This window comes from Paenibacillus dendritiformis (assembly GCF_021654795.1).
Classification (GTDB): Bacteria; Bacillota; Bacilli; order Paenibacillales; family Paenibacillaceae; genus Paenibacillus_B.
The window spans coordinates 39,923-58,042 of sequence record NZ_AP025344.1 but is presented as its reverse complement, the minus strand read 5'-3'; the positions used below and the strand labels follow the sequence as shown (position 1 = coordinate 58,042).

General features: G+C 55.8%; 15 protein-coding genes, 1 tRNA gene and 1 pseudogene. 4 read left to right on the top strand and 13 right to left on the bottom strand.

From position 1 onward, the window contains the following. Nucleotides 1–71 precede the first annotated feature (71 nt). The 11 genes from secG to L6439_RS00240 form a co-directional block, all read right to left on the bottom strand. On the bottom strand, nt 72–308 hold the full coding sequence (secG, locus tag L6439_RS00290; protein ID WP_168182537.1) for a preprotein translocase subunit SecG: 237 nt from the start codon (nt 306–308) through the stop codon (nt 72–74). A gap of 109 nt (nt 309–417) precedes the next feature. Beyond that, nucleotides 418–1,242 (bottom strand): pyridoxine/pyridoxal/pyridoxamine kinase, encoded by an 825-nt coding sequence (gene pdxK, locus L6439_RS00285; protein WP_168182515.1) that lies wholly within the window; start codon nt 1,240–1,242, stop codon nt 418–420. Between the two features lie 143 nt (nt 1,243–1,385). Continuing rightward, complete coding sequence (locus L6439_RS00280; RefSeq protein ID WP_213468516.1) at nt 1,386–2,243, bottom strand: DUF4097 family beta strand repeat-containing protein; 858 nt, start codon at nt 2,241–2,243, stop codon at nt 1,386–1,388. A gap of 1 nt (nt 2,244) precedes the next feature. Beyond that, on the bottom strand, nt 2,245–3,066 hold the full coding sequence (locus L6439_RS00275) for a DUF1700 domain-containing protein (protein WP_237096689.1): 822 nt from the start codon (nt 3,064–3,066) through the stop codon (nt 2,245–2,247). Between the two features lie 48 nt (nt 3,067–3,114). Then, nucleotides 3,115–3,498: a PadR family transcriptional regulator gene (locus tag L6439_RS00270; RefSeq protein WP_213468758.1), complete on the bottom strand. Its 384-nt coding sequence runs from the start codon at nt 3,496–3,498 to the stop codon at nt 3,115–3,117. Nucleotides 3,499–3,796: 298 nt separating this feature from the next. Then, complete coding sequence (eno, locus tag L6439_RS00265; RefSeq protein ID WP_168182518.1) at nt 3,797–5,083, bottom strand: phosphopyruvate hydratase; 1,287 nt, start codon at nt 5,081–5,083, stop codon at nt 3,797–3,799. Nucleotides 5,084–5,151: 68 nt separating this feature from the next. Continuing rightward, the gene (gpmI, locus tag L6439_RS00260) at nt 5,152–6,693 is read right to left on the bottom strand and encodes a 2,3-bisphosphoglycerate-independent phosphoglycerate mutase (protein WP_213468515.1); all 1,542 of its coding nucleotides are present in this window, start codon (nt 6,691–6,693) and stop codon (nt 5,152–5,154) included. A gap of 1 nt (nt 6,694) precedes the next feature. Beyond that, nucleotides 6,695–7,447: a triose-phosphate isomerase gene (gene tpiA, locus L6439_RS00255; RefSeq protein WP_213468514.1), complete on the bottom strand. Its 753-nt coding sequence runs from the start codon at nt 7,445–7,447 to the stop codon at nt 6,695–6,697. A 60-nt stretch (nt 7,448–7,507) separates the two neighbouring features. After that, nucleotides 7,508–8,689, bottom strand: coding sequence for a phosphoglycerate kinase (locus L6439_RS00250; protein ID WP_168182521.1), 1,182 nt, complete (start codon nt 8,687–8,689; stop codon nt 7,508–7,510). A 432-nt stretch (nt 8,690–9,121) separates the two neighbouring features. Continuing rightward, nucleotides 9,122–10,129, bottom strand: a complete 1,008-nt coding sequence (gene gap, locus L6439_RS00245; protein WP_172878906.1) for a type I glyceraldehyde-3-phosphate dehydrogenase — start codon at nt 10,127–10,129, stop codon at nt 9,122–9,124. A gap of 32 nt (nt 10,130–10,161) precedes the next feature. Continuing rightward, nucleotides 10,162–11,217 carry a sugar-binding transcriptional regulator gene (locus L6439_RS00240; RefSeq protein WP_168182523.1) on the bottom strand — a complete coding sequence of 352 codons (1,056 nt, stop codon included), beginning with the start codon at nt 11,215–11,217 and terminating at the stop codon, nt 10,162–10,164. A 458-nt stretch (nt 11,218–11,675) separates the two neighbouring features. On the opposite strand from L6439_RS00240, the gene L6439_RS00235 reads away from it, so the two are divergent. From L6439_RS00235 to L6439_RS00225, 3 genes are all read left to right on the top strand, one after another. Beyond that, on the top strand, nt 11,676–12,020 hold the full coding sequence (locus L6439_RS00235) for a DMT family transporter (protein ID WP_213468513.1): 345 nt from the start codon (nt 11,676–11,678) through the stop codon (nt 12,018–12,020). Continuing rightward, complete coding sequence (locus tag L6439_RS00230; RefSeq protein ID WP_168182524.1) at nt 12,020–12,334, top strand: DMT family transporter; 315 nt, start codon at nt 12,020–12,022, stop codon at nt 12,332–12,334. The genes L6439_RS00235 and L6439_RS00230 overlap by 1 nt, the downstream gene beginning before the upstream one ends. A gap of 113 nt (nt 12,335–12,447) precedes the next feature. Further along, nucleotides 12,448–12,522: transfer RNA gene (locus tag L6439_RS00225), tRNA-Arg, on the top strand. A gap of 59 nt (nt 12,523–12,581) precedes the next feature. On the opposite strand, the pseudogene L6439_RS29595 reads toward L6439_RS00225, so the two are convergent. Together L6439_RS29595 and L6439_RS00215 are read right to left on the bottom strand one after the other, a co-directional pair. Continuing rightward, nucleotides 12,582–12,888, bottom strand: a pseudogene (locus L6439_RS29595) (hypothetical protein); the annotation flags it as partial. A gap of 589 nt (nt 12,889–13,477) precedes the next feature. Further along, nucleotides 13,478–15,397, bottom strand: a complete 1,920-nt coding sequence (locus L6439_RS00215) for a heparinase II/III domain-containing protein (protein WP_213468512.1) — start codon at nt 15,395–15,397, stop codon at nt 13,478–13,480. 120 nt (nt 15,398–15,517) lie between these two features. Between L6439_RS00215 and L6439_RS00210 the strand changes: the two genes are divergently transcribed. After that, nucleotides 15,518–17,863, top strand: coding sequence for a helix-turn-helix domain-containing protein (locus L6439_RS00210; protein ID WP_213468511.1), 2,346 nt, complete (start codon nt 15,518–15,520; stop codon nt 17,861–17,863). Nucleotides 17,864–18,120 lie beyond the last annotated feature (257 nt).

The window sequence follows — 18,120 nt, the reverse complement described above, 5'->3', positions numbered from 1 at the left end:
CCGTTCTCCTCGAAGGCCGAAATCCACACACAAAAAAGCGGAGACCTTACGTCCCCGCTTGCTCATTCCCATTATTTCGTTCCCAAATAAGCGACAATCATCGACACAATCATAAAGCCAGCAGCCGTTACGATGGTTGCACGCTGCATGAACAGTTCCAAACCACGCGCCTTTTGCTTTCCGAAGAGATGTTCCGCACCGCCGGAGATGGCGCCTGACAGGCCGGCACTTTTCCCTTTTTGCAGCAGGACGATGCCAATCAAAGCGATTGAAAAAATGACAAGCAATATTTTCAAGAAAACTTCCACAACTTCCACCTCCAATGCGATAACACCTTCGAAAACGTCAAGCTGCATGAAAACAGCAATATTATTGTAGCACAGGACCAGCTATTAGGCAAGGACCTGAACAGGCATCTTACTCCTGTTCGCCGTGCTCAACCTGGCGAAGGGCATTATGCCGAACCGGACCGACATACTGGTTCAAGCGGAACGAGTGGCGTATCGCTGCCGTAATGAACCGCTTCGCCGTGTGGACGCTGTCGCGAACCGAATGGCCCTTGGCCAGCTCGGCGGCAATCGCGGCCGAATACGTGCACCCTGCCCCATGCGTGAAGGTGGTGTCGATGACTTCCGCCTCGAGCAGCTCGAATTCCGTGCCGTCATAGAGCACATCCACCGAGGTCGGCAGGCCAATCTTGGAGCCGCCTTTCACCAGCACATACTTCGCGCCCTTCTCATGGATCCGGGCAGCCGCTTCCTTCATCTCGTCCAGCGAACGGATCGGCGCCATGCCAGCCAATTGCGAGGCTTCGAACAGATTCGGCGTAACGACGGCCGCCTTCGGCACGAGAATATCGCGCAGCGCGTCATTCGTCTCCGGATGAAGAGCTTCATCCGCACCTTTGCAGACCATGACCGGATCTACGACCACGTTCGGAATGGTATGCTTCTCCATCGTCCGCGCGGCCAATTCAATAATATCAATCGAGCCCAGCATTCCCGTCTTCATGCCTTGAATGCCTACGCTCAGGATCGTCTTCAACTGCTCTTCTATCGTGGACAGCCCGATCGGGAAGACGCGGTGCGCCCAGGAATCGTCCGGATCCATCGTCACGATCGTCGTTATGGCGGTCATGCCGTATACGCCCCGCTCCTGGAACGTCTTCAAATCGGCCTGAATGCCTGCGCCCCCGCTCGAATCAGAGCCTGCCAATGTGAGTACTTTCTGAATCGGTTTCATCGTATTGCCCCTTTTCATGCCGCAAAGCAAAATGATTTCATTATAGAGGTTGTTCAAAAAATCGTCTTTTAACCGCATCCGGCCGCCGACGCCTTGAACATTCGCTTATAACCGATTATAATCACATCTCCCGAGATCACAAGCTATTTTTCGACAATGGTAATCCCCCCAAGATCCGTCCGGGCCTGAATCACCATATCGCTTTTCATTTTCGAATCCGGCGCGTCGATATCCCCCAGATTGGTTCGCAAATCATAAATGCCTTCGAACTTCGGCGAAACCGAGATTTTGATGGCGCCAAGGTTGCTGCTGGCCTTGATCGGGTGCGGTTCCTTTTGATCGATGACGACGTTGCCCGCATCCGCCTTGGCCGTGACGGATTGGGTCGTATAGAGCAGCTTGACCTGTCCGAGAGAGGAACTGGCATCGATTACCGCATCCACGTCCTCCGCCAGTACCGTGCCGGCATCGGAGGACAGCTTGACCCGGTTCCCCTGCAGCTGCTTCACAATCACTTCCCCGAGCTTGCTGCTCGCCTCCAGTTCATCCACCCGGCCGCCGGTAATCTTAAATGTCCCCATGGCCAGATCAGCCTTCAGACGCTCCAGTACATGGGTCTCCGTCGCATGTATCGTGATTTCATGGTTTTGATTTTGCGCCTTCATTCCGAAAAGCCGAAACCATTGCTCCGGCCCGTTGGTTCGATAGTCGAGCACAAGCGTTCCATTACTCACTTTCGCCTCGCCCAAGTTGGATATCACCTTATCGGGAGCCTGCCCGTTGATTTCAATCTTGTTCCCCCCGTCGAACACCCAATTGACCTCAATATCGCCGCGGTCTCCCCGCAGCTCGACCCGCTCCAAATCGGTACCGGCCTCGATCGTATACTCATAATACGGGAGTTGAGAAGTGGTCAGCGTCTCGGTCCCGAATGAAAACAAACCTAATACTCCGGCGGCAATGCAGCCGATTCCGACCATGTTCAGAATGGTCTTGTTCATTCTATCTTCTCTCCCTTCCTGCAACCCATTGGAAATAAATCCGATTCAGACGGCCATAGGCGCGGAACAACTTACCAATACCCTGAATCATGAAAATCCCGATGCCGAACATGATGAACATGACTGACATTTCCGCTCCGTAGAAGGCTCCCCCGAAGGCCAGCTTCAACAGATACAGCAGCGGTCCAAGCAGCAGCACGAACGCGACGCAAGCCAGGGTAACGCATAATCCCCAGCCGGCGATAAGCAGCGGCACGGCGAAAAAACAAGAGATGATAGCCCCGAAAATGCCGATTGCGCTTCTGGGCGGGGGGCCGTACGCGTCCCTATAGGGCATATCATACATCGGCGGCGGCATAGGCGGCGATCCGTACGACGATCCGTGCGGGGCTCCATGCGGCGCTCCGTACGGGGCTTCATGCGGCGCTCCGTATGGGGCTTCATGCGGCGCTCCGTGTGGCGCGTGTGGAGATCCGTGTGGGGCTCCGTGCGGTATTCCATGCGGCACACCGTGCGGAGTGCCGTGAGGGCCATAGCCTGGCCCCTGCGCGGGTCCCCGGTGCATATCTGGCCGGTAGAAACCGGAAGGCTGGTCTGCCCGGCCTTTGTCCCCTCCGGAAGCTCCCTCATCCCGGGCCCCGATCAGTTCGACCGCCAGCTCTTCCGGATCGCCAAGCTCCCTGGCAATCTCCTCTTCCGTCCGCCCTTGCTGCTCCCCGAATGCGAAATGGGCGCTGTACTCCGCTAAAATCTCGTCTCTGTCTTCAGCCGGAAGCGACATCAATCCATACTTCAGCTTCAATAAAAAATACTCTTTATGCAATCTTTCTCACCCCTGCAATCGATTATTCTACCTTCTCGGACCGAAAAATCAGACGTTCCCTTCCGCCTCTCCGCGAACCCCATTGTCTTCGTTATCCGGCTCCTGGTCTCCCTCGGCCGTTGTCTCCAACAGCCTCTGGACGCCGTCCACGAATTTTTCCCATTCGCTGACCAGCTCCATCATGTATGCCTTGCCAGCCGGGGTCAGCTTATAATATTTGCGCGGCGGTCCCTCCGTCGACTCCTGCAGGTAGGTCGTGCAGTGCCCGTCCGCCACCATGCGGCGAAGGACAGGGTAGAGCGCCCCCTCCGCTACCTCCACATGCTTCGATATTTGCTGCGCCAGCTCGAAGCCGTACCGATCGCGCTGATTGATCAGCACCATCACGCACAAGCCGAGCACGCCTTTTTTGAACTGAATGATTTCCTTCAATATGGTCACCTGCCTTCATATCCCCATACTCTGGCAATACTCTATGTTATAATCAACAATCAGTATTGTTTATAGAATAGTAGCTGATATACATTATATCCACACCGCGGCCCTCCCCGCAAGAGGCAATTGGAAAAACTAGCCTCAGGTCCAGCATATGCCTGAACTTTCGATTTAGGACAGCCTTAAGACCAACACCCTAGCTTTGCGATCGCGCATACGGTCCTTATGCAAATCAAAAAGCCGGACCCCCTCAGGAGTCCGGCTTTGCTTAGACGTACCGTTTGACGGCTCGTCATTATTTTTTCAGGTTGTAGAACGACTTCAGTCCATCGTAGCGTGCAGTTGTACCCAGGTTGTCCTCGATGCGGAGCAATTGGTTGTACTTCGCTACGCGGTCCGTACGGGAAGGTGCCCCCGTTTTGATTTGTCCCGCATTCGTTGCCACGGCGATGTCGGCAATCGTGCTGTCTTCGGACTCGCCGGAACGGTGAGAGATAACCGCCGTGTAGCCTGCGCGCTTCGCCATTTCGATCGCGTCGAACGTTTCGGTCAGCGTACCGATTTGGTTCACTTTGATCAAGATGGAGTTGCCGATGCCTTTCTCGATACCGGTCGCCAGACGCTCGGTGTTCGTGACGAACAGGTCGTCGCCGACGAGCTGCACTTTGCCGCCCAGCTTGTCAGTGAGCAGCTTCCAGCCATCCCAATCGTCTTCGGCGCAGCCGTCTTCGATCGTGATGATTGGATATTTCTCTACCCAGGATGCGAGCAAGTCTACGAACTCAGCGGAAGTGAAGGATTTGCCTTCGCCTTCCAGCGTGTATTTGCCGTCTTTGTAGAACTCGGTGGAAGCGACGTCCATGCCGAGGAATACGTCTTGGCCTGGCTTGTAGCCGGCTTTTTCGATCGCTTCGATGATGGTCGTGATCGCTTCTTCGTTGGAGCTCAGGTTCGGAGCGAAGCCGCCTTCGTCGCCAACCGCAGTGTTCAGCCCTTTGGCTTTCAAGACCGATTTCAGGTTATGGAAAATTTCCGCGCCCATGCGGAGCGCTTCTTTGAAGTTCGGAGCGCCGACCGGCAGAACCATGAATTCTTGCACGTCGACGTTGTTGTCCGCATGCGCGCCGCCGTTCACGATGTTCATCATCGGTACCGGAAGCTGCTTCGCGTTGAATCCGCCCAGGTACGTGTAGAGAGGCATGTCAAGGGCATGCGCCGCTGCGCGGGCTACCGCCATCGACACCGCCAGGATTGCGTTCGCCCCCAGCTTGCCTTTGTTCGGCGTGCCGTCCAGTTCGATCATGGTGCGGTCGATCAGGACTTGATCGAGCGCGTCCATGCCGATAATTTCAGGAGCGATAATTTCGTTTACGTTTTTCACGGCGTTTTCTACGCCTTTGCCGAGATAACGGCCTTTGTCGCCGTCGCGAAGCTCAACCGCTTCATGCGCGCCTGTCGATGCGCCGGAAGGCACGATCGCATGGCCGAAGCCGCCGGATTCAAGCTTAACTTCGACTTCTACTGTAGGGTTGCCGCGGGAATCAAGCACTTCGCGCGCGTATACGTCCATAATCATCGTCATGGGATACATCTCCTTTGTCATTCATCTTCTTACATTCATCTTCTTAGCTTTCACAATAGCGGTATTGATTATTTCTTGTCAATTAACGAAGTCCCGGTCATTTCATCCGGCTTCGGAAGCTGCATCAGATCGAGAATCGTCGGCGCGATATCGGCCAGAATGCCGCCTTCGCGCAGGTCGACGTTCTTGTCCGTGACGATGAACGGCACCGGATTGGTCGTATGCGCCGTGAACGGACGGCCTTCCTCGTCGAACACCATATCGGCATTTCCGTGATCCGCCGTAATGAGGCAGACGCCGCCTTTGGCCAATACCGCTTCGACGACGCGGCCCATGCATTCATCCGTCGCCTCGACCGCCTTGATCGTCGGCTCCAGCTTGCCGCTGTGCCCGACCATGTCCGGGTTGGCGAAGTTCAGAATAATCGCGTCATGCACATCCGACTCGATTTCGCGTACAGCCGCTTCCGCCACTTCATACGCGCTCATTTCCGGCTTCAAGTCGTAGGTCGCGACCTTAGGGGAAGCGATCAGAACGCGCTTCTCGCCTGGAAGCTCGACATCGCGGCCGCCGCTGAAGAAGAACGTCACATGCGGATACTTCTCCGTCTCGGCGATGCGAAGCTGCTTCTTGCCATGCTGAACAAGGACTTCGCCAAGCGTATTGTCAAGCTCCTTCGGCTTGTACGCCACGAATCCCCCGACGGTCTCCGCGAACAGCGTCAAACAGACGAAGTACAGATTTTTCGGGCAACGATCTCCCCGGTCGAAGCCGCGGAAATCCTCGTTCGTGAATACCTGGGACAATTGAATCGCCCGGTCCGGACGGAAATTCGAGAACACGACCGCGTCGTTGTCCCGCACGAGGCCGACCGGCTCGTTGTTCTCGTCGATCATAACCGTCGGCATGACGAATTCGTCGAATACCGACTGCTCGTACGATTCTTTCACCGCCTGCACCGGATCGCGGTATCTCGGGCCGTCGCCGTATACCATCGCGCGGTACGACTTCTCGGTCCGCTCCCAGCGCTTATCGCGGTCCATCGCATAGTAACGGCCTTGCACCGTGGCGATGCGGCCGACGCCAAGCTCGTCGATTTTCGCCTGCAGGCGCTCGATATAACCGATCGCACTGTCCGGCGCGACGTCGCGGCCATCGAGGAAGGCATGAACATAGACCTTCTTCAAGCCGGACTTCGCGGCCAATTCCAGCATCGCGAGCGTATGGTCGATATGGCTGTGCACGCCGCCGTCCGACAGCAGGCCGTACAGATGAAGCGCCGTGCCGTTTTCTTTCGCATGGTTGACCGCCCCGACCAGCGTTTCGTTCTCGAAGAATTCTCCTTCGCGAATCGATTTCGTAATCCGGGTCAGATCCTGATACACGATGCGGCCCGCGCCGATGTTCAGATGGCCGACCTCGGAGTTGCCCATCTGGCCTTCCGGCAGACCGACCGCTTCACCGCAAGCGGTGAGCGTCGTATGCGGGTACATGCTCATGTATCGATCGTAATTCGGCTTCTTCGCCTGGGCGACAGCATTGCCTTCCGTCACGTCGCGCAGTCCGAAGCCGTCCATAATAATCAGAGCTACAGGTCTAGGTGCAGACATCTTACTTCGCCCCTTCCACCAGTTGAATGTACGAACCCGGCTGCAAGCTGGCGCCGCCTACCAATGCGCCGTCAATATCGCTCGCTGCCATATATTCGCGAACATTCTCTGGCTTCACGCTTCCGCCGTACTGGATGCGGACCGCTTGCGCCACTTCCTCATTGTACAAGCCGGCGACGACGCTGCGGATGTAGCTGATCGAGTCATTCGCATCCTGAGCCGTCGAAGATTTGCCCGTGCCGATCGCCCAGATTGGCTCATAAGCGATGACGACGCTCTTCGCCTGCTCAGCGGACAGGCCTTGGAACGCCGCTTCCGTCTGCACTTTGCAGACGTCGTTCGTCTTGCCGGCTTCGCGCTCTTCCAGCGACTCGCCGACGCAGACGATAGGCGTCAAGCCATGCCGGAATGCGGCATGCATCTTCTTGTTCACGATCTCATCCGTCTCCGCGAAGTACGCGCGGCGCTCGGAGTGACCGATAATGACATATTGTACGCCGAGGTCTTGCAGCATCGCGCCGCTGATCTCCCCCGTGAATGCGCCGGTATCTTCAAAATGAAGGTTCTGCGCGCCAATCTTGATGGACGTGCCCTTCGCCGCTTCCACCAAAGCCGGCAAGTTCGTGAACGGTGCGCAGATGACGCTTTCGACGCCTTCCACTTCCGCCTTCCCCTTCACTTCTTGAATGAAAGCGACGGCTTCCGGAACCGTTTTGAACATTTTCCAGTTCCCTGCAATAATCGGTTGTCTCACGCAAGCTCAACTCCTTCTGCACAGCAGAAGCGGCGGGACCGCCGCTGCCGCTTCACTTCCTTACTTATCGTTCAATGCCACTACGCCAGGCAATTGCTTGCCTTCCATGAATTCGAGGGACGCGCCGCCGCCGGTCGAGATATGATCCATCTTGTCTTTCAGATGGAATTTCTCTACCGCCGCCGCGGAATCGCCGCCGCCGATGACCGTATAGCCTTCGGTCTCCGCGCAAGCTTGAGCGACCGCGCGCGTTCCGTGAGAGAACGGTTCGATCTCGAACACGCCCATTGGTCCGTTCCATACGATCAGCTTGGAGTTTTTGATAACATCCGCATAGATTTCACGTGTCTTCGGCCCGATGTCAATGCCTTCCCAATCCGCCGGGATCTCGTCTACGGAGACGACCTTCGTGTTGGCATCGGCGCTGAAGTCATCGGTTACGACGATGTCGACCGGCAGATAGAATTTCTTGCCGAGCTGCTTCGCCTTCTCGATGAAGCCGAGAGCGACATCCAGCTTCTCGTTGTCGCACAGGGATTTGCCGATTTCATAGCCTTGCGCCTTGAAGAACGTGTAAGCCAGACCCCCGCCGATAATGACGTTATCCGAGATTTCCAGCATTTTGTTGATGACATCGATTTTGTCTTTGACCTTGGATCCGCCGATAATCGAAGTGAACGGACGTTCCGGATTGGACAACGCCTTGCCCAATACCGACAATTCCTTCTCCATCAGCAGGCCGGATACGGCTGGCAGATGATGCGCGATGCCTTCGGTCGAAGCATGCGCCCGGTGCGCCGCACCGAAGGCGTCGTTCACATACACGTCCGCAAGCGCGGCGAATGCCTTCGCCAGTTCCGGATCGTTCTTCTCTTCGCCTTTGTGGAAGCGAACGTTCTCCAGCACGACAATATCGCCGTCGTTCATGCGATTGATCTCCGCTTGCACCTGCTCGCCGATTGACTCATCCAGCTTCTTCACCGGCTTGCCGAGAAGTTCGCTCAGACGGTTCGCCGCAGGCGTCAGACGCATCGACTCGACCACCTCGCCCTTCGGACGTCCCAGGTGGCTCGCCAAAATAATCTTCGCGCCTTGCTCCGCCAAATACTGAATCGTAGGCAATGTCTCGCGAATCCGGGTGTCATCGGTAATCTTGCCGTCTTCCAGCGGCACGTTGAAATCAACCCGCACGAATACGCGCTTGCCTTTTACATCGATGTCACGCACGCTTTTCTTGTTCATCTCGCGTTCCTCCTATCACTCGTATGAACGGGCCTCTCTGCGAGAAGCTTGCGTTCATCGGCTCCATACGGTTCTGTTCTCTGTCCGGTATGCGGTGCTGCCGCAGCAGCTTCGCTCTGTATCTCTTTCGGTTCTGTCTCTTTCTAATCTAATCGTTCTCTATCTATTTTATATCTTGTACGGTTCAGTTCGTATTCCTGAAGGAATGTTCATGGGCTCTCTCCAGCCCTGCCGCCCTGTCCCGGTCCGCGGATGGACCCGGCAGAAGCGTATCTATCTATCGTTCGCGCCGGATCTGTGCGTTCATGCCCGGCTTCTCTATTCGTTCTTGTATCTGTTCGGTCAGGTTCTCGATATGCCTTGCGCGCACGTATGCATGGATCAAAGAGGAGCCCTTGCGGTTACTCCTCTTTGATTGTCAATGCTATGCGATTACAGGCCTTTTTTTGCGATAAAAGACGCCAGGTCGACAACGCGGTTGGAATAGCCCCACTCATTGTCATACCAGGATACGACTTTTACCATGTTGTCGCCTACAACCATCGTCGACAGCGCGTCGATTGTGGAAGAAGCTGGGTCGCCGTTGTAGTCGCTGGATACGAGCGGCTCTTCGGAGTAGTTCATGATGCCTTTCAGCGGGCCGTTAGCCGCTTCTTTGAGGGCAGCATTTACTTCTTCGACCGTCACGTTTTTGGACAGTTCAACGACCAGATCCGTTACGGATACGTTAGGCGTAGGAACGCGCATAGCCATACCGTTCAATTTGCCTTTCAGCTCAGGCAATACCAAGCTGACCGCTTTTGCAGCGCCTGTAGTGGAAGGAATGATGTTTTCGGCAGCTGCGCGAGCACGGCGCATATCTTTATGCGGCAGGTCAAGCACGTTTTGGTCATTGGTGTAAGAGTGAACGGTCGTCATCATGCCTTTCACGATGCCGAACTTGTCGTTCAACACTTTCGCGAATGGAGCCAAGCAGTTCGTCGTGCAGGAAGCATTCGAAATGATGGTGTGATTAGCAGCATCGTATTTATCTTCGTTAACGCCCATTACGATCGTGATATCTTCGTTCGTAGCCGGTGCGGAGATGATTACCTTCTTCGCGCCGCCTTTCAAGTGCATTTCAGCTTTTTCTTTCGCTGTGAAGATACCTGTCGACTCGACGACGATTTCTACGCCGTGAGCGCCCCATGGCAGGTTCTCAGGGTTGCGCTCAGCGAAGACTTTCACTTCTTTGCCGTTAACGACAAGAGCGCCTTCTTTCGCTTCTACTGTAGCGTCCAGTTTGCCGTGAGTCGTGTCATATTTCAACAGATGAGCCAGTGTTTTGACGTCTGTCAGATCGTTGATTGCGACAACTTCGACTTCCGGATTGCCCAGAGCTGCACGGAACACGTTACGACCGATTCGACCAAAGCCGTTAATACCCACTTTCACCATGATGATTCCTCCCATTTCCTAAGTAGATTTGATTTTTATTGCTCAAGACGGCCCGTAGGCACATCGAGACCACTATGCTTCAATACTTCAACCGCTGCCGCTTCATCGATGACCAGAATGTCTTCATGCCCGTGGCGCAGCACGGCGGCAATGGCTTCGCCCTTGCTCTTCCCGCCTGCGACGGCGATTACCACTTCGGTACGCGTAATGTCCTCCAGGCGCAGGCCCAGAGACAACATCGTATGTACGACGCGGCCATCCCGATCGAAGTAATACCCCAGCGCTTCGGCGACAGCACCCTGGCGCTTCAATTCTTCCCGCGTGGCTTCGTCCACCTTCCGGCGAGCAGCCATCACTTGGGCGTCTCCGATGCCATGCACGACGATGCGCGCCTGCCGGATTACCCGCAGAATCTCCTGAATATTGGGCTCCTGCTTCAACGATTGGTACGCTTCTTCGCTCAATTGATCGGGCACATGAAGCAGCCGGTATTGAGCTCCTACGCGCTTGGCCATCGTCGAGGCAATCGTATTCGCCTGATACTCCAGGCTCTCTCCCAGCCCCCCTCGGGCCGGTACGAACCAGTTGCCCTTCCATGGTGTGGCGCTCGTCAATTGATCTGCCACCGCAGCCAATGTGGAGCCGCCAGTCACCGCGACCACATCTTCCTTGCCCATGACGCTGCTGAGAGCGCTGCATGCTGCCGTGCCCAATTCATCCTTCACGGCGGGAGACACATCCGAATCCCCGGGCACGACGATGACCTGATTCAGTCCGAAGGCTTGCCGGAGGCTCTCCTCCAGATGGCGCATGCCGAGCAGTTCGCCCATCAAGGGCTCCAACTGGCGGACAAGCTGCCTGCCTTCTTCGCTGATGCGCATGCCCATGCTGTCGATCTCGATCAGGCCCTGCGCCTTCAGCAGGTCCGTCTCCGCGCGCAGCACGCGCTCGGTCATCTGCAATGACGTGGCGAGCGTCCTCCTGCCAATACAATCGGACAACATGATCTGATGCAGGATGGTATAACGCTTCTTCAACAGTTCGATGAGTTCGGGCAGCAGTCGTTTCTGTAATTGTAACCAATCACGCATTTCTCTCCACTCCTGCTCCGTAACCAACCATTGGACCAAAAACGTCCCATCGCAACGATTTGTGTCCCACCATTATTCTAGCGAATAATCGAGCAACTTGCAAGTATCCAGCCTCTATAATGGGCAAGGAAAGAACAACTTATTCATTATATTGCCAAGCAGATGGGCGTTTATATTCTTCGACTATCTTATTCTTACCCATTATCCCCCCTTTTGTACAAGAGAAGGCCTGAATCCGGCAAGGGAACGGAATAGATTCAGGGGATGGCCTTTACGAAAAATCAATGTTGATGTAAAATGAATGACAGTCAGTCATTCGATGTTGGAGGCACTCCCGAGTTATCCGCACTGGCCATGGGAGACCATCTGCCTTCATCATAGCGTTTCGTGCAGTAAACCATTCTCAGGCATGAATGGCCCGCTGCATTGGCATCATGTAAGACACAGGAGGTTTTATTATGGCTTGGCTACTTGTTCTTGTCGCCGCCTTAATGGAGATTGTGTGGGCTTCCGGTCTGAAGTACGCATCTACGACATGGGAATGGATCGGCGTTATTATACTCATTACGGTCAGCTACCTTTTGCTTATCCAGTCCTACCGGAGGCTGAACGTCGCCATCGCCTATACCGTATTCGTCGGGATCGGCACGATTGGCACTTATGCGGCCAGCATCTATCTGGGGGAAGCGTTCAACGGGCTGCAGATTACGTTTCTGCTCGTGCTGCTGACCGGGATCATTGGCATGAAGCTGTCGACCCCGAACCGCAAGGATAGCGGCAACAGCGAAAGGAGGGAGTCCTAATGGCCTGGTTTTATTTAATCCTGTCGGGACTGGAGGAGATCATTTCGGTCATCGCGATGAAGTATGCCGACGGCTTCAAGAAGAAGACGCCGCTTGTCATTATCACGCTCGGTCTCGTCGCCTCCATTTATTTGCTGACCCATGCGATGAGCGTCATCCCTTCCGGAGTCGCGTATGCGGTCTGGGCCGGCGTGGGAGCTGTCGGCATTACGCTCGTCAGCTTGTTCTGGTTCAAGGAGAAATATACCCGGAAGCAATTTTTCTTCCTGGCGCTAATCGTTGTAGGCATTATCGGACTCCGCCTGACAACCTGAGCCGTTTTTTGGCGTTCACTGCCTGTTTTGAGCGGGTCTTATTCATTTCATTTATTTTACTCTTGCATTCCGGTGGCCTATCCACTATAATAAATTTTGCGTCTTCTGATTGTGCGCCCGTGGTCCAATGGATATGACGTAGGCCTCCGGAGCCTGAGATCAAGGTTCGATTCCTTGCGGGCGCGCCATTAGCATCTTGACGATGCCTTTGATATGAAGCGGCATATTTATGAATAGCCTACAGACATTACAGAACATCTTGAACCGCTCCTTCCGCATAGGGAGCCGGGGACGGATGTTTTTTCGTTTTCGCAGAAAAAAGCAGACGGCCGAACGGCCGTCTCAGATTGAAGACCAACTCCCGCGTACTATTGCATGCTGCAGTCGCGGGAGTTATTTACGTTTACAAATACGAAAGAGAACTTAGGAGAGGTGCGACCGGTCTTCCAGAGCCAGGCCGCCATTTTTTTGAGGTTCATGGCGGCAAAAACAAGCATGGCTTGCGCAGACATTCTTTTTAACCTGCGTAAGGTCGTCCACCGAATACCATGCTTCTACGCTGGCTTAATCCCGCCGTTCTAGTCATCCACCCGCTAAAGCTTCATTATCTCCCGCCACTCTAGTCACCTGCTCCACAAAAGCTGAATTATCTCCCCTCCACGCTAGTCACTTGCCCCACTAAGGCTGAATTATCTCCCTTCCACGCTGGTCACTTGCCCCACCAATACTGTAAAAATGCAGCAATTTCATTGACACGAGGTGGCGAAAATAAGATTGCTGCAATAATACAGCAATTACCCTACGGCAAGGCATAAATAGCGTTAAAAATGGCGAAATAATGTAATTTTGCAGGATTTTCTCGGAATTTAGCCTCTTGAGGTTAAAAATGCTGCGCCTGTGCAGCAAATTTCATATGGGCACTAGCTTGCTTGATGCTCAGATCATCTAGCTTCACGCAGGGACCGGCTGGCACCCTAACCTAACCTCTCCTGCCTTCCCCGGACCCGCCCTTCCTAAGAAAAGACCGTCGACAGGACTTTGTCGACCGTCTGAGACGGCCGAACGGCCGTCTTTTTTGTTGTTAGCTGGAGGGCGCTCCTTCCAGCGGATTCCGTTGGTTTGTGTGCCCCCGGTTTCTCCGGCCTACAGTTTCTTGAGCACGAACTGCCAGCTCTCCTCATGAATCAGCCGCTTTGCCGTAAGGAGTACCCGATAGATCGTATCGCCCCATGCCGCACAGAGCCGCTCGTCTTCCAATGCGATCGGTTCCACTCTGGTATTCCAGAGCGTCTCGTCATACGACATGCATGCCTTCGCGGCCCCGGCTTCATCAACCAAAACGACGCGGCCGGATACGAAGCGCGGCGCATAGGCGCACAGCCAGTTCAACGTCACATCCATGCTTGGCTCCTCCAGCTTCACCGCCTCTTCCACGATGATGCGGGAGGCGAAGTCAGGCTCGCCTTGTCCCCTTCCCCCTGCGGGCTCCCGCCGCAGCGTAAACGTGCGCATCCACCGCGAAATGCCGGAAGAGGCGGGATAGGCTGGGGCGATGTCGACCGTGAGGCGAGACAGTCCGCCCTCCGCTTCATGGCGGACTCCACCCGAACGGTAAGCGGCGCCGGCCGCTTGCTCCGTCCCGTTCACGGTGGGAACGTTATGATACCCGGACTGCATCGTCCAGATCGAATAGCGTTCCGGGCTGAACGTCTTCGCCGTGTAGGTGCCGACGCCGGCGTCGATCCACAACGGGAGTTGATCGGCATAGACGATGAAGCTGCCGATGTCGTTATGGTTGTGGCTCTCGTCATTATGGCCGCCTTTCGCGGCGAGGAACCAGCCGCTGCCGTCGCCCCGTTCCCGGGCCACCATCACTTCCACGCCCGGCATCCATCGATCAAGCGGCAGCGCAGGCGGGTCCGTGGCTGGCCCTTCCATGCCCGGCATCGCGAACAGGTCGAAGAGCATTCGCTGGAGACTCGGGATCTCCTCGCCATCCCAATAGCGGTGCCCTCCCTGCCGGCGGTAGACATACCGCCCAAATGCCTCCAGCCGGGCGTCCCCGACCGCCTGGCCGAAGCGGGCGATCAGGCCGGCGGGCAAGGTGAGTCTGGCTGCCGAATCGGCGAAGTTGACATACGCATCTCCGCCGATATGCATATGGAGGATATAAGCCGCCATATAGCGAATTTTCCGCTCGCCGAAGACATCAATCGCCCCATCCGTGGCGGCATGCACCAACTGCAGGGCATCATACAGCGAAGCCGCGGCCCGAACCCAGTAAGCGGGTCCTTCATCACACCCTCCATCCTCTTCATAGGAGGCGATGAAGCGGTCAAGGCTGCGAAGCGCCTTGTGAACCAGGGCGGCGCGGCGCTCCTCCTTCTCCTCGATGAGCAGCAGCACGGCCAGGCAGTTGGCATTGCACCATGGGTTCCAGTTGTTGATCGGGAGATCCGGATGGAACGACATCCACCAGTAGCCGTCCTCCCGCTCATAGGTATCCAGGATGCGGGTCTGGAGCTCCCGGCGAAGGCGCTTGCCCAGCGGCGGGCAATGCTCGTCCAGCGCTTGCCGCAGCATATAGTACGACCAAGCCAGCAGAGCGGCCGTCTCCCCGGCGCCGAGATCGAAGACCGGGCGATCGATATCGGGAAGCGCGTTATTCTTCACGCGGCTAATCCCGTTGAGATGAGCCGGCCAGCACCAGGTGCTCTCCTCGCACATCGCCCACATGCCATTCACGATATCATCCAGGAAGCGTCCCCCGTATTCCATGCATTCGGCCAGCACGAGACGGACCAAAGCCTTGCGGCGCGCGAAATAGGGCTCCTGATACCGCGAGCGGTTCCCCGTCCGAACATAATCCATATACAAGGCGGCCGGCAGCGCGGGCCAAGCCATGCCGAGGCAGGCCTCTGCCTTACGAATCCAGAACGACCGGACCTCATCGTCCAACGCCAGCCAAGCGTCCCGCCGTGAAGCGGCCGGTACCGGTTCATAGAGATGACTGGGCAAGAGCGCTGTTGCGATCATATCCGGACGATACTTTTCTGTCAGCATAAAAATCAACCTCCGTTTCCTTTGCCGCGCTGCTTTCGATCCCAACGTTAGCGCTTTCATTTGTGCTATACTAGAACATATCTACCTCGACATGTTGAAAATGTTAGGAGGCCGCGCCCCTTGCTTGCTGCGAAGACTCACAAGTTCTCCCATCTGCTTCGTCCGGTCCGCCATAAACAAAAGATGCTCATCTCCATGATGCTGTTGGCGACCATCCCCGTGCTCGTGCTCGGTCTGACCATCTCGAATGTCCTGACCTCCACCATCCGGGAGCAGGCTACTCTCTACAATACGACGCTGCTCCAGCACGCCCAGAGCAAAATGAACGATCAGATCAAGAAAATAGATGAACTGCTTCTTCAATATACCTATTCCGACAAGCGAGCCTATCCCGGCATTCTGGCACAGTTCGCCATGAAAGAGCTATCGCCGCGCCATCCCGAAGTCGTCCGCCAGTTGCAAAACGTGCTCGTCAATATCCGCAGCGGCATGGAGCATGTCGTTGAGCTGGATTTCTATTCCTTCCAATCCGAACGCATCCTTACCTCGGACAATCATTTGCTGACCGAGGAAGAGTTTCGCGATCCGCTTGCCCTGGACCGGGCAAGACACATATCCCTGCAAGGCGTCTGGATCGACACTCGCACCAGCATTCCGGCCAACCATCGCATTGATCGGAACGTCTTGACGCTGATCCGGCCCATTGCGGAGGACTCGACCGAGCGGAAATCCATCTCCGGCGCGATCATCGCTTACCTGGACGCCGATACGCTCGGCAATCAGATGTCGGCGAAGAACAGCTACTCTACCCTCTCCCTCTTCGTCGTGAACGGCCAGGGCCAGATTATGCTCGACACCGACCGGAACCATATCGGGGGCACGATTAGCGCGGACAACCTGGACCTGATCAAGAGCGCCGAGCCGCTCGCCCAGATTCGGACCCGGTTGAACGGGGTCGACTCCGTGCTGAGCGTCCTGCCCGCGCGGAATCAGGACTGGTACTACATATCCTCCATCGCCGAAGACGAGCTGAACCGCAGCGCGGATCGGGTGCAGGGGCTGACCCTCGGCATTTCCTTAACCTTCGTGGCCGTGGCCGCCCTGCTCTCGCTTCGCGCGGCCGCCAGCCTGTATCGTCCCGTACGGAAGCTGACCCAGGCGATCCAGCCGCTCCGATCGTCCCAGAAGTGGAACGGTCAAGATAACGACAATGAAATCGAACAGGTGCACCGTGCGATAAAATCGATGATTCACGAGAACCGCCAGCTTGAGAGCAGCCTCGGCCGGTATCGCGACAAAATGGAGCAGCACACCCTGCACCAATATTTGCTCGGAAGCATCCAGGAGCATGAGGCGCGGACCGACATCCAGTACGGCAGCGACGCCCCCTATATCGCCATCATGCTGCTGACCTTCGATCCATGGAAGCTGCACGCGAAATACCCGCATGACGATCAGTACCTGCTCTATTTCGCCGTGGAGAACATGGCGCTAGAGCTGGCGGAACAGTACGGCCAAGCGTATTCGCTCATGATGAAGCCGGGGCAGTTGGCCGTCTTCATCTGTCATGCCGAGCCGCTCGGGCCGGAGCAATTGAAGCAGGCGAGCGGCGATCTTCTGCATGCGATCGAGACCTATTTGCAGCTTACGGTGACGCTCTCCGTCTCTTACTCGCTGCAAGGGCTCGGCGGGCTGCCCGATGCCTACCGGCAGGCCGAGCAAGCTTCGCGCTACCGGTTCGTGCTGAATGAAGATCAAGCCATCTTCATCCATGAGTTGGACCCCGCACTCAGCTTCCAGTTGGAAGACATCGCCGAATCGACGTACAAAATCTTGGACAGCTTGAAAGCCGCGAAGCTCGAGCCCGCCCGGGCCGAGTTCATTCACTTGGTGGAGGGGTTGAAGGAAGGCGCCATCTTCTCCGTGGATTCGGTGCACGGCTTCTTCTCCCAGTTGCTCGGCTCGATGCTGCGCTGCATGGCACACCATCACGGCATAGAGTTCGCGCCGGAGCAGCAGCGCACGCTGCTAAGCACCCTGGCCGCCCAACAGAAGCTCGGCGATGTGGAAGCCTTCTTCCTGACCGAGGTGTTCGGACGGCTCAAGACGCTGCTGGACGAGCAGGCTCACCCGAAGCATACGGAACGGATTGAGCGCGTCATTGCCTATATTCACGAGCATTATGATCAGGATATCTCGCTGCAGCAATGCGCCGACGCCATCGGCCTGAACACGTTCCAGGTCAGCCGCTTGTTCAAAAAGCATACCGGGTGCAACTTCGTGGACTACGTCATTTCTTACCGCATCGAAAAAGCAAAGGACATGCTCCTTCATACCGATATGCGCATTCAAGACATCGCCAGCAAGCTGCGCTACACCTCGGTGCAGAACTTCATCCGCACGTTCAAAAAGACGACGGGTACGACACCGGGCCAATACCGCAAGCAGATGTCCGGACAGGAATAAGCCATCAGGCAGTTCCAGGCGACGGCAGATTAAGCAGCCGCCCCCGGTTGCCGCCGTACTTGACGCCGGCAACCCTCGTTGCTTCCTCCGCTTGATCGGCGGATGAGGATGACGGGACTTCCATTGCTGCAAAAGTGCAGGATTTACACCGCCGCCTATTTTCGCCAAAGTGAATCCTGCAAAAATACATTAATTTCAGCTCGTGAGGGCCCAAAGTAGAAATAAACAGGCAAATTCCTGCATCTTTGCAGGAATTC